The organism is Bradyrhizobium sp. STM 3566 (genome assembly GCF_045571445.1).
GTDB classification, from domain to species: domain Bacteria; phylum Pseudomonadota; class Alphaproteobacteria; order Rhizobiales; family Xanthobacteraceae; genus Bradyrhizobium; species Bradyrhizobium vignae.
Genome location: NZ_CP120692.1, coordinates 2,047,460 through 2,059,793, shown reverse-complemented (window position 1 = coordinate 2,059,793; position 12,334 = coordinate 2,047,460). Strand labels below are relative to the sequence as shown.

At 65.3% G+C, this 12,334-nt stretch carries 11 protein-coding genes; 7 read left to right on the top strand and 4 right to left on the bottom strand.

All coding sequences use genetic code 11. From position 1 onward, the window contains the following. Window positions 1-46: 46 nt before the first annotated feature. Entirely contained in the window at window positions 47-367 is a 321-nt protein-coding gene (locus tag P6U27_RS09775) for a hypothetical protein (RefSeq protein ID WP_407193940.1), read from the bottom strand. A 301-nt stretch (window positions 368-668) separates the two neighbouring features. Here P6U27_RS09775 and P6U27_RS09770 point away from each other — a divergent pair, with 301 nt between their 5' ends. Both P6U27_RS09770 and P6U27_RS09765 read left to right on the top strand, forming a co-directional pair. Then, window positions 669-1,442 carry a L,D-transpeptidase gene (locus tag P6U27_RS09770; RefSeq protein ID WP_407193939.1) on the top strand — a complete coding sequence of 258 codons (774 nt, stop codon included), beginning with the start codon at window positions 669-671 and terminating at the stop codon, window positions 1,440-1,442. Window positions 1,443-1,480: 38 nt separating this feature from the next. Continuing rightward, window positions 1,481-2,476 (top strand): glycerophosphodiester phosphodiesterase, encoded by a 996-nt coding sequence (locus P6U27_RS09765; protein ID WP_407193938.1) that lies wholly within the window; start codon window positions 1,481-1,483, stop codon window positions 2,474-2,476. A gap of 83 nt (window positions 2,477-2,559) precedes the next feature. Here P6U27_RS09765 and P6U27_RS09760 read toward each other — a convergent pair whose 3' ends face one another. After that, window positions 2,560-4,839: a fused MFS/spermidine synthase gene (locus P6U27_RS09760; protein ID WP_407119937.1), complete on the bottom strand. Its 2,280-nt coding sequence runs from the start codon at window positions 4,837-4,839 to the stop codon at window positions 2,560-2,562. Between the two features lie 229 nt (window positions 4,840-5,068). Here P6U27_RS09760 and P6U27_RS09755 point away from each other — a divergent pair, with 229 nt between their 5' ends. Together P6U27_RS09755 and P6U27_RS09750 are read left to right on the top strand one after the other, a co-directional pair. Next, window positions 5,069-6,679 carry a phytoene desaturase family protein gene (locus P6U27_RS09755; RefSeq protein WP_407193937.1) on the top strand — a complete coding sequence of 537 codons (1,611 nt, stop codon included), beginning with the start codon at window positions 5,069-5,071 and terminating at the stop codon, window positions 6,677-6,679. A 172-nt stretch (window positions 6,680-6,851) separates the two neighbouring features. Then, window positions 6,852-7,037: a hypothetical protein gene (locus tag P6U27_RS09750; RefSeq protein ID WP_407193936.1), complete on the top strand. Its 186-nt coding sequence runs from the start codon at window positions 6,852-6,854 to the stop codon at window positions 7,035-7,037. A gap of 120 nt (window positions 7,038-7,157) precedes the next feature. Here P6U27_RS09750 and P6U27_RS09745 read toward each other — a convergent pair whose 3' ends face one another. Beyond that, window positions 7,158-7,313, bottom strand: coding sequence for a Flp family type IVb pilin (locus tag P6U27_RS09745; protein ID WP_122406505.1), 156 nt, complete (start codon window positions 7,311-7,313; stop codon window positions 7,158-7,160). Between the two features lie 163 nt (window positions 7,314-7,476). Here P6U27_RS09745 and P6U27_RS09740 point away from each other — a divergent pair, with 163 nt between their 5' ends. Further along, entirely contained in the window at window positions 7,477-8,364 is an 888-nt protein-coding gene (locus P6U27_RS09740; RefSeq protein ID WP_407193935.1) for a 50S ribosomal protein L11 methyltransferase, read from the top strand. Window positions 8,365-8,431: 67 nt separating this feature from the next. Here P6U27_RS09740 and P6U27_RS09735 read toward each other — a convergent pair whose 3' ends face one another. Continuing rightward, window positions 8,432-8,611, bottom strand: coding sequence for a hypothetical protein (locus P6U27_RS09735; RefSeq protein WP_122401984.1), 180 nt, complete (start codon window positions 8,609-8,611; stop codon window positions 8,432-8,434). 187 nt (window positions 8,612-8,798) lie between these two features. Between P6U27_RS09735 and P6U27_RS09730 the strand changes: the two genes are divergently transcribed. Together P6U27_RS09730 and P6U27_RS09725 are read left to right on the top strand one after the other, a co-directional pair. Then, a complete protein-coding gene (locus P6U27_RS09730) occupies window positions 8,799-10,628 on the top strand; it encodes an aminopeptidase P family protein (RefSeq protein ID WP_407193934.1) in 1,830 nt (609 codons plus the stop codon). Window positions 10,629-10,951: 323 nt separating this feature from the next. After that, window positions 10,952-12,229: a multidrug effflux MFS transporter gene (locus P6U27_RS09725; RefSeq protein WP_407193933.1), complete on the top strand. Its 1,278-nt coding sequence runs from the start codon at window positions 10,952-10,954 to the stop codon at window positions 12,227-12,229. The last annotated feature ends 105 nt before the right edge of the window (window positions 12,230-12,334 follow it).

The following is a 12,334-nucleotide window of genomic DNA, read 5'->3' as shown; positions in this document are numbered from 1 at the left end:
CGCGTAGCCCGGACCGAGCGCAAGGGTAATCCGGGCTACGAGGTCGTCACCGGTAACAGTGGAAGCGATGGTAGCCGTCATAATAGCCACGGCAGTGGCGATAGTGACGGTGCGGGATGCCGAACACGCCCTCCACCGCACCCACGGCGCCGCCGACACCGGCGCCGACGGCGCCACCCACCACGCCCCCTACGGGACCGGCGATCCGGTTGCCCTCATAGGATCCTTCCTGGGCACCGCGCACGATGCCCTGCGCGTGACCGGCTTGCGGCAAGGACGATAGCGCGAGAAGGGCGGCAGCTGCGAACAGCATGCGGACGGGGAAGCCGGCCGGCAGGACGGCGGCGTTGACACGGGCTTTGTTCATCTTCAGTCCAATGGCAAAAGCGGCGGCGAAAGGCCGCCAATCGGCAGGCCATCATCAACGCACCGGGCGGCCAAATGGTTGCGCCTTTGTGACGAATTGTCGGCGATGTGAACGCATGTCCGCTCTCGAAAATATCAGCATCGCAGCTGGCGGCGCGGCACAAAGCGGCCTTGCTTACGTCGGACATCACGTTAACGATGGCGGGCAGGCCGCTGGAACGAAAGCCGGATTGCAGGCATATTGCACGCCGGGGACGGAGAGCCGCGGCGCTAGCGTGAACAGGCCGGAGGCCGAGAGTCAGATGCGTTCATTTTTTATCGCTTTCACTTCCCTGATGCTTTTGAGCGCGGGCACCGCGCAGGCCAAGGTCGAGATCACCATCGACAAGGACAATCAGCAGATGACCGTCGCCGTGGATGGCGTGGCGCGCTATCACTGGCCGGTATCGACCGGCATCCCCTCGCGCGAAACGCCGAACGGTGCCTTCCGCGCCTTCCGCATGGAGGAGGATCATTTCTCCAAGGAATTCGACGACGCGCCGATGCCGCATTCGATCTTCTTCACCAAGGTCGGGCACGCCATCCACGGCACGGATTCGGTCAGCCGTCTCGGCACGCCCGCCTCCCATGGCTGCGTGCGGCTGTCGCGGCAGAACGCCTCGACGCTCTATGCCCTGGTGCAGCAGCAGGGCGTGCTCAACACCACGGTGACGCTGACCGGCTCGGCGCAGGTGGCGCTGGCGCGCAATCCGCGCGGCCGCAATGCCGTGGCCCGCGCACCGCAACCGGCCGAAGAGCAATACGCGACCACGGGCGATCCCGTGAACCTGGCGCCGCCGGCGCAGCCCGCGCGCCGCTACATGCCGCAGGACGACAACTACATCTATCCGGCCGACGGCAGCGACACCGGCGCCCGCTATCCCGCGCCGCGCTCGGCAAGCCGCCCGCTTTATGACGCGCAGGTCTATCAGCAGCAGCCGCAGCCATATTACAATCAAGGCTACGGCCAGCAGGGCTACTATCAGCCGCAGCCCCGGCAATATTATCAGCCGCGCGGCTATTACTATCAGAACTGACGCGACTGCCATCAACCGCCCTCGCCGACCGAGGCACCATGCCGTCACGTGCCACGATCATTCCGACTGTGCTCTGGATTCTGATAGCGGGACCGGCCATGGGAGCTGATGTGGCCTTCGACCTCGAGGCGCATCGCGGCGGGCGGGCGCTGTTGCCGGAAAACACCCTGCCCGCCTTCGCCAACGCGCTGTCGATGGGCGTCGACACGCTGGAGCTCGACGTCGGCGTCACTGCCGATGGCGAAATCGTCATCTCGCATGAGCGCGGGCTCAATCCGGATCTCGCACGCAGCTCCGATGGAGCCTACATCACTCCGCCCGGCACGCCTTTCGTAAGACTGCGGCTCGACGAGGTCAGGACCTATGACGTCGGCCAGATCCGGCCGGACAGCGCCTATGCGAAACAATTCCCCGACCAGCGTGCGGTGCCGGGAACGCGCATTCCCACCCTGCGCGAGCTGTTCTTGCTGGTGCGCAAGTCCGGCAACACGCAGGTCCGCTTCAACATCGAGACCAAGATCGATCCGAACCATCCGGACGAAGCGCCAGATCCGGCGGCCTTCGTCGCAAAGCTGCTCGGGGTGATCGAGACCGAAGGATTTTCCGATCGCGTCATGGTCCAGTCGTTCGACTGGAGGACCCTGCAGCTCGTCCAGCGGCAGGCGCCCACGATTCCAACCGTGTACCTGACGCTCCAGCGCGGCACGGGCCAGACGGTGGCGCTCGACAAGGCGACGAACTGGACGGCCGGCTTCAATCCGGCCGATCACGGCGGCTCGCTGCCACGGACGATCAAGGCTGCGGGCGGCGCGATCTGGTCGCCCTATTTCGGCGATGTGACCACCGCGCTCGTCTCGGAAGCTCACGCGCTCGGGCTGCGCGTCGTGGTCTGGACGGTGAACAAGCGAGACGACATGGCGCGCATGATCGAGCTCGGCGTCGATGGGATCATCTCGGACAGGCCGGACCTGCTGCGGCAGGTTGCCGGCGAGAGGGGAATTGCGTTGCCGGCGGGGACGCCGGTGGCGCCTTAGAACCGGTCTCGTGTCCCGGGCGCGGCGCGGCATGAAATGACGCGACGAAGAGCGGGGGCACGAGATCACTCGAGCCGCGAGCTCTACTCCCCATCCCTTAAACGCCGATACAGCGCGCCCAGGATGTTCGAATAGTCGTCGGTCCAGACCCGCACCCTGTCATCGGCTTCGGTCTGCTCCCATTGCTTGGAGGACGCGAGCCTGCCGATGTCGGCCTCCTCCCGGGCGGAGATGACGACGTCGGTCGAGAAGATGTAGTCGGAATCGCGGCCCGAATCCTCGTTGAAGACCCAGCTCTTGAGATCGTTGGCGTCGGCAATGCCGACCACGACGGTCTCGAGATCCAGATGCCGGTTGGAGACGTGCATCACCACGGCGCCGTGCGGCGCGAGCTTGTCCTTGTAGATCTTCATCGCCTCTTCGGTCGCAAGATGGATCGGAATCGCATCGGACGAATAGGCATCGACGATGATGAGATCATAGGCGCCATCGGGCTCCTTGGCGAAGGTGAGGCGCGCATCGCCGATCACGGGCTTCATGTCCGGCATGCAGCTCGATATGTAGCGGAAATTCCTGGGGTCACGCGCGGCGTCGACCATGGACTGGTCGATCTCGAAGAAAGTCCAGCTCTCCCCTCGCTCGGCAGCGCAGGCGAGCGTGCCCGAGCCAACCCCGATCGCGGCGACCTTGAGCGGCGCGCCCTTGCGCTCGCGGATCGCGCTGACGGCCTGACCGATGCCACCGTCCCGATGATAGTAGGTGATCGGCTCGGGCCGGCCGATGACCGGCGTGCCGTCATCGTTGCGAAAGCGCTCGGCGCCATGAATGGTGGTGCCGTGCATGAGCACGTGGAAATAGCCGCCCGGCGTCACCACGATCTTGTGCACTCCGAAGAAGCTGCGCACCGTCGTGACGCGGCCCTCGTCTGCGGGATAAACCCGGATCAACGCCAGCGCGAGCGCGACGGTGGCAAAGATCTTCCAGCGACCGGCATTGAGGATCAGCGCGAGCAGCGCGGCGAGCACGCCGACGGCGCCGGCGACCCAGACGCGATGATCCCCGAACCAGGTCGAGAGGTCGCCCGTGGTGTACGACGGCGCGACGAGCGCTACCGCGAGCGCGGCGAGCGCCAACCAGTACCATCTCACAATGCCCGCCAGCCGCTCGGTCGCAGGCGGACGGCACAGCGCGGCGAGCGCGATCAGGATCGGATATTCGGCGATCCATGTGAACGTGAAAGGCGCAACGAGCCCAGCGAACAGGCCGCCGACCATGCCGCCGAACGACAGCGCCACATAAAACCCGGTGAGATATCTGGCCGCCGGCCGCGTCCGCGCCAATTCGCCGTGACAGGCCATGGCAATGACGAAGAAGCACAATTGATGTCCGCCGAGCGTCAGCAGCAGGTTCTGCTCTCCGCCAAAGGCCAGCAGGACGACGACGCCTGCGATCGCGAGCGGCTGGAGCATCAGCATCCATTTGTGCGGCAATAACGGCCGCGACTGGAACACCACGACCCAGGTCAAAAGGTACAGCGAGAGCGGCAGCACCCACAGCAGCGGCGCCGCCGCGACGTCGGTCGAAATGTGCGCGGTGACGGCGATGAGCAGGCCCGACGGCACTGCGGCGAGGAATATCCAGCGCAGCCGCGTCAAGAGGCCGGGCGCGGGCGCATTCACGTCCTCCGCCAGCGCGTCGGCCACCGCCAACTTGGGCGAACGCAGCAACAGCGCGCCGCAGGCGCCGATGAGAAGGATCAACAGGCCATAGCCGCCGGTCCAGAACCGGTTCTGCATCTGCAGCGTGAACATCGGCTCCAGCACGAACGGATAGGACAGCAGCGCGAGGAAGCTGCCGATGTTCGATGAGGCATAGAGGAAATAGGGATCGTGGGCCGCGGGATGGCCGGTGCGGACGAACCAGGCCTGCAGCAGCGGATTGTTGGCCGCGAGCGCGAAGAACGGCAGCCCGATCGAGACCGCGAACAGGCCGAGCAGCCAGAACGCGTAGCCCGAAGCGGGCGGCTCGCCATAGGCGGAGGCGATGCCGAGCGGCAGCGTGGCGAAGGCCGCGATCAGCAGCACCAGATGCACCGCCACCGGAACGATGCGGTTCCTCACCTGCATCAGCAGATGTGCATAGGCGTAGCCGGCGAGCAACAGCGACTGGAAGAACACCATGGCCACCGACCACACCGCAGGCGAGCCGCCGAGCCGCGGCAGCACCATCTTCGTGAACAGCGGCTGCACCGAGAACAGCAGCAGCGCGCTGACGAAGATCGCGGCGGTGTAGACCGCCAGCAGCAGCCGGTTGCGCGAAGGAGACGACTGCTCCGTGGCCGCGGGTTGCACGATCGAATCCATGGGAGCTCCGGCTCAAAACCCGGCGGGCGCCGGACGCGCGCAATGGAGCACAAGGCGCCTGAACGGGCAACAAAGGGTGTCGTGATGTTGCAGCGGGAAATGCTTGATGTAGAGATGTCGTTCCGGGGCGCCTCGAAGAGGCGAACACGGAACCTCGAGATTCTCCGGTGCGGAGCCCGCAACATAGTTCGATGCTGCGCATCGCCCCGGAGATGACGCCAAGGAAATCATGACCGAAACCGACGTCATCATCATCGGCGCTGGCCATAACGGCCTCACCTGTGCGGCCTATCTCGCGATGGCAGGCCTGCGGGTGCGCGTGGTCGAGCGTCGCAAGGTGGTCGGCGGCGCAGCGGTCACGGAGGAGTTTCACCCCGGTTTCCGCAATTCGGTCGCGGCTTATACCGTGAGCCTGCTCAATCCGCGGGTGATCCGCGATTTGAATCTTGCGGAACAAGGCCTGCGCATCGTCGAACGGCGCGCGCAGAATTTTCTGCCGGCGCCGGATGCCAGCCATCTCCTCACCGGCGAGGGGCGGACGAAAGCGTCGGTCGCGCGGCTCAGCGCGCATGATGCGGAGGCTCTCGACGGCTTCGCGCGCGAGCTGGAAGACATCGCCGACGTGCTCAGGCAATTCGTGCTGCGCGCGCCGCCGAACCTGCTCGAGGGCTTCGGCACGAATGCGATCCGCGAGGCCGTGAACGCGCTGCAGAGCGCCAACATCCTGCGCGGCCTCACGCTGGAACAGAGCCGCAGCCTGCTCGATCTGTTCACCCGTTCGGCCGGCGAAATGCTGGACGAACGTTTCGAACATGATCTGGTCAAGGCGCTGTTCGGCTTCGATGCCATCGTCGGCAACTATGCCAGCCCCTACGCCCCCGGCTCGGCCTATGTGATGCTGCATCACGCCTTCGGCGAGGTGAACGGCAAGAAGGGTGTCTGGGGCCACGCCATCGGCGGCATGGGCGCGATCACGCAGGCGATGGCGCGCGCGGCACGCGAGCGCGGCGTCGTGATCGAAACGGATGCCGGCGTCCGTGAGATCATCGTCGAACGCGACCGCGCCGTCGGCGTCGCGCTGGAGAACGGCGCCAGCATCCGCGCGAAATATATCGCGGCCAACGTCAATCCGAAGCTGCTCTACACGCGACTGATCGCGGCCGACGCTCTCCCTGCGGATTTCCTCGCTCGCATCCGGCACTGGAAGAACGGCTCCGGCACCTTCCGCATGAACGTGGCGCTGGACCGCCTGCCCTCCTTCACGGCGCTGCCGGGCGAAGGCGATCATCTCTCTTCCGGCATCATCCTGGCGCCGAGCCTCGACTACATGGACCGCGCCTATCTCGATGCGCGGGCGCAGGGCTGGAGCCGTGAGCCCGTCGTCGAGATGCTGATCCCCTCAACGCTCGACGACACGCTGGCGCCCGCCGGCAAACACGTCGCGAGCCTGTTCTGTCAGCATGTCGCACCAACGCTCCCCGGTGGGAAGTCGTGGGACGACCATCGTGAAGAGGTCGCCGATCTCATGATCGCGACGGTGGATCAATACGCGCCGGGTTTTGCGGCGAGCGTGCTCGGCCGTCAGATCCTGTCACCGCTCGATCTCGAGCGGCAATTCGGTCTGCTGGGAGGCGACATCTTCCACGGCGCGCTGACGCTGAACCAGTTGTTCTCGGCGCGGCCGATGCTGGGCCACGCCGACTATCGCGGGCCGTTGAGGGGCCTCTACCATTGCGGCTCCGGCGCCCACCCCGGCGGTGGCGTCACCGGCGCCCCCGGGCACAACGCCGCCCAGGTGATCCTGCGGGATCACCGGTCCCTGTTCGGAAGCCGTGGATAGGACTGCGGATTGGTTGTGGACAGGCTGTCGAAAGGTCTGTGGCGAAACTGGACGGCTTCTCAGGACAAGCCCGGAACAGGCTGTGGAAAAGCCGCGGGACAAGTAAGGTATAAGGCAGTGGATGGCCTCCGAATGACGAGCGGAGAGGCTGTGGACGTCGGGTAGCGCTCGCATGATCGACGAGAAGAGAAACGCAGAAGATTTCCGCTGGAGCGAGCAAATTGCCGCCTCGATCGTGGATGAATTGCTGGTCGCGAAACTGATTGCGGAAGATCAGGCCGAATGGGCGCGCCAAATAGTCGCCCAAGACATTCACATCCAACTGGTCTCTGGCTTTAGGCCGCCCAATTCGAACTGAGGCATTGCCGGGCATTCCTGCGAGCCCAAACGGCCTCGCCCACCATGGGAATCCCCTGGCGGGCGGTGATCAGAGCAGCCTTGGAAGAAAATAGCTCCCGCTCTGAAATGCCGGCGGAAATTACTTCAAGGAGGTGTTAATCGAAGTGAACTTGTCGTTCATGGTGGTGCCCAGGCCGTTCACCACGGTGATGATCGCCAGGGCGATACCCGCGGCGATCAAGCCGTATTCGATCGCGGTTGCACCGGACTCGTCCGACCAGAACTTCTGAATCATGCGCTTCAAGACTCGCTCCCGTTTCAATCCCAAGCTGTGTCGGGTTTCTTCAACATCCGGAAATGTACGGGAGACAAGCTAGGGGCGGATTAACCGGCGAACCGCAATTTGTCCGGAAAATTGGCAGCAAAAGTTGCAAAAATTGAGCTCAACGGAACCCTGAATGCAGCCTTCCCCCACCCATCGCGCCAGCTTTTCGATCGGCAGTGAGGCCGACGCCAGACGCGTCGTCGACGTGCTCACCGAGGTGTTTTTCGATGGCGATGCGGCGGTCGCCGCCTTCGAGCGGCCGGACGGACAATGGGACGTCACGCTCCACTTCGCTGAGGCGCCGGATCAGGCATGGCTGCGCGAACTCGTTGCAACGTCCGCAGGAAATGAGATCGCCGCGACGCTCGCCTTCGACACGATCGAGGCCAAGGACTGGGTCAAGGCCAGCCTGGAGGATCTCGTCCCGGTCCCGGCCGGGCGCTTCGTCGTGCACGGCAGCCATGACCGTGACCGTGTGGCGCCGAACAAGCTCGCCATCGAGATCGAGGCGGCGCTCGCCTTCGGCACCGGCCATCATGGCACCACGCGCGGCTGTTTACTTCTGCTTGACCATTTCCTGAAGAGTTCCCGGCCGCGCAACGTGCTCGACCTCGGCACCGGGACCGGCGTGCTGGCGATCGCAGCCGCGAAGGCGCTGCATCGCGCAGTGCTGGCCTCCGACATCGATCCGCCCTCGGTGCGGGTGGCGGCTGAGAACGCCTCGCTGAATGAAGTTGGCAATCATGTGCGGGTGATCCGCGCCACGGGCTTTGCCGCGCCGGATTTTGCGCGCGCGCGTCCGTTCGACCTGGTGCTCGCCAACATCCTAGCCAATCCGCTGCGGCAATTGGCGAGCCCGATGGCGCGGCACCTCGCGCCTGGCGCCCGCGTCATCCTCTCCGGCCTGCTGACGCATCAGGCCCCGGCCGTAATCGCCGCCTACCGCGCGCGCGGCCTGGTGCCACTGCGGCATGTGAGGATCGAGGGATGGAGCAGCCTGTTGCTGCGGAAGCTGGGGTAAAACGCCTCCGCGGCGCCGGTGCGCTCCCGTGCCCCGCTTGCGGGGAAAGGTAACGAGCGACGCCGCGCTACTCCGCCGGCTTCTCGTCGCGGCGTATCGCGCGATCGTCCTGCAAAGTGCGCCGCGCGCGCCGCTCGGCGAAACGGTCGATCATCTGGCTGATGAGGCCGCGCGGCTTCTTCGGTACCGCCGCAGTCGGGGCCCGGCGCACCGGCGGCGAAATCTTCTCAAACGTGAACGCTGGCATCGTGTGTCCCCTCGCCGTTGAGATGAACCACCTGCTCGAATTTCCCTGTTATTCGGACGAAGCGCAACTGCCGCATCCTTTGCTCCACTCAATGCGAATGGAACTATTTCAAGCACAGTCCATGCCAGATGCGCCGCAAATGCGTCTACATTGCGGACCGATGCCCATGATCCTAAAGTGATCCACCATGTTCGAAGCACACTTCCAGACATTCGAGGAGCCGGAGGCCGGCGTCGCATTGACGGCACGGCTGGCTGCACTTCGCGAAGAACTCGCCCGTCGCAAGCTGACCGGCTTCGTCGTTCCGCGCGCCGACCAGCAGCAGAACGAATATGTGCCGCCATCGGAAGAGCGGCTGGCCTGGCTGACCGGCTTTACGGGCTCGGCGGGCCTGGCGGTGGTGCTGACGCAGGAAGCTGCGGTGTTCGTCGACGGCCGCTACACGCTTCAGGCCGCCAAGCAGGTCGACGCCAAGGCCTGGGCCGTGGAATCGCTGGTCGACCCACCGCCGGAGAGCTGGGTGTCGGCGCATCTGAAAGCCGGTGACCGCCTTGGATTTGATCCGTGGCTGCACACTTTTTCAGCAGCGGAACGCCTGTCCGCAGCCTGCGCCAAGGCCGGCGCCGAGCTGGTGGCCGTCGACAGCAATCCGATCGACGTGATCTGGCAGGACCGGCCGCGGCCGCCGCTCGCCCCCGTCGCCGTGCACAGCCTCCAACATGCCGGTGTCACTGAAGCGGAAAAGCTGACGCAGATCAGGGCCGAGATCGCCAAGCTCGGCACCGATGCGCTGGTGCTGTCGGACAGTCATGCGGTGGCCTGGACCTTCAACATCCGCGGCGCCGACGTCGCCCATACGCCGCTGCCGTTGTCGTACGCGCTGGTGCCGAAGGACGGCCGCCCCACCATCTTCATCGACCACCGCAAGCTCTCCAACCTCACACGCGACCATCTCGAGCAAGCCGCCGACGTGCGCGAACCGGACGCCATGGCGCCGACGCTGATGGCGCTGGCCAAAAGCGGCGCGGCGATCGCGCTGGACAACGCCACCGCGGCCGACGCACTCAGCCGCCTGATCGCGGGCGCCGGCGGCAAGCCGGTGCGTGGCAACGATCCGGTTGCACTGCTCAAAGCGGTCAAGAACGCGACCGAGATCAATGGCACCAAGACGGCCCATGTGCGCGACGCCGCAGCGCTGGCGCGCTTCCTCGCATGGATCGATCGCGAGGCGCCGAGCGGCAAGCTCACCGAGATCGACGCGGTCGAGGCGCTGGAAACCTTCCGCCGCGACACCGGCGCGCTCAAGGACGTGTCGTTCCCGACCATCTCCGGCACCGGTCCGAACGGCGCCATCGTGCACTACCGCGTCACCCGCAAGAGCAACCGGCGGATCGCACCCGGCGATCTCCTGCTGATCGATTCCGGCGCGCAATATGAGGACGGCACCACCGACGTCACGCGCACCATGGCGGTGGGCGAGCCGACGGACGAGATGCGCGACCGCTTCACCCGCGTGTTGCGCGGCCATATCGCGATCGCGCGCGCCGTCTTTCCGGACGGCACCACGGGCGCGCAACTCGACACGCTGGCACGACAATATCTCTGGTCCGCGGGCCTTGATTTCGAGCACGGCACCGGCCACGGCGTCGGCAGCTATCTCTCGGTGCACGAAGGGCCCGCGCGAATTTCGAAGCTCGGCACCACGCCGCTGAAGCGCGGCATGATCCTCTCCAACGAGCCCGGCTACTACAAGACCGACGGCTTCGGCATCCGCATCGAGAACCTGGAGCTGGTGGTCGCGGCCGACATCAAGGGCGCCGAAAAGCCGATGAACGCGTTCGAGACGCTGACCTTGGCGCCGATCGACCGCCGGCTGGTCGACGTGGCGATGCTGAGCAAGGACGAACTCGACTGGCTCAATGCCTACCATGCGCGCGTGAAGGCCGAGGTGCGGCCGGCGCTGGACGATGCGACGAGGGCCTGGCTCGGTCAGGCGACGGCGGAGTTGAAGGCGTAGTGCGCATGGCGCTACCTGATTTGCGCAACGCTGCTTCCTCACCACAGGTGTCATGCCCCGCCTTGTGCGCAGTTGCGCACTGGGGCGGGGCATCCAGTATTCCAGAGACAGCAAACGCACGCGGAGAAGCCGCGGCGTACTGGATTCCCCGCTTTCGCGGCGAATGACATCGCATTTGCGGCGCAAGCAACGCGCCCAATCGGTCGCCATCGCGCTATTATTGTAACCATCCCAAAATCCGTATAGCCGCATTCCGAAACGCCGATATCCGTCTTGTGTAGCGACGCTACAGTCCGATTCGGATTTGGACGAGACGGACACTTATGCACGGCATGATCAGCGGGCCGCCGGAAGCGGCCACGAAGACCATCGCGACCTCGCGCGCGGTGCTGCTGCTGCTGGTCATCATGACCGGGATCGCGCCGATCTCGCTCTACATGCTGGTTCCGGCGCTGCCGGTGCTGGCGACGAATTTCGGCAGCGACATCTCGATCGCGCAGATGACGGTCTCGCTCTACATGGTCGGCATCGCGCTGTCGCAGCTGATCATGGGTCCGCTGTCGGACCGGTTCGGACGGCGTCCGGTGCTGCTCGGAGGACTGGCGCTGATGGTGGCGGCCAGCATCGGCTGCATCCTCGCGCAAAACCTGCCGCAGCTGATCGCAGCACGCTTCTTCCAGGCGCTGGGCGGCGCCGCCGGTATGGTGGTGAGCCGCGCCATCATCCGCGACATCTATGAGCGCGATCGCGTCGCCTCGATGATCAGCCTCGTGGTCGCGGCGCTGATGATCGGACAGATGGTCTCGCCGCTCACCGGCGGCCTGATCGAGACCGCGTTCGGCTGGCGCGCGATCTTCTACGCCATCACGATCGGTGCGATTATTGTCGCCGTCGGGATTGGGGTGGCGCTGCCCGAGACGCGCCGCACCCGCGGCGTCGGCAGCAGCTTTCGCCGCGACGTCGGCATGCTGATCACGAACCGCGCCTTCGTCGGTTACGTGATGTGCCAGGTGCTGGCCTCGCAGATCATTTTCACCTTCGCCGGCGGCGGGCCCTACATCGTGGTGACGCAGATGGGACGGAGCAGCGCCGAATACGGCGCGTGGTTCGCCACGACGGGTTTTGCGTATCTCGTCGGCAACCTGCTCTGCGTGCGATTTGCGCCCAGGCACTCGCTGGAAAGGCTCATTTGGCTCGGGCTTGGCCTGCAGCTTTGCGGCGGCCTCCTGAACCTGCTCTGGAGCGTGACTGGCTGGAACGAGGCCCCAAGCTGGCTTTTCGGCACGCAGATGATCGTGATGGTCGGCAATGCCTTCGTGATGGCGAATTCCGCAGCCGGAGCGATCAGCATCCGCCCCGAAGCGGCGGGCACCGCCTCAGGCGCGATGGGCTTCCTGCAGCAGGGCATTGGCGCGCTGATGTCGCAATTCGGCGCCTATCTCGGCGGCCACTCCGCAACGACGCTGCCCCTCACCTCCGCGGTCCTCGCGATCTCGCTGCTCTGTGCGTGCACAATGATCTTCGTCGTGCCGCGCCGCGAGGTCGTGGTGAGTGAGGAATTGATCGAGCAGGCGGAGGAGGAAGAGACGGGGATGATGTGACGAGCGGCCGCCGCCCTCTTCCGTCATTGCGAGCGCAGCGAAGCAAATCCAGACTGTCGTCGCGGAAGGATTCTGGATTGCTTCGCTGCGCTCGCAATGAGGAAA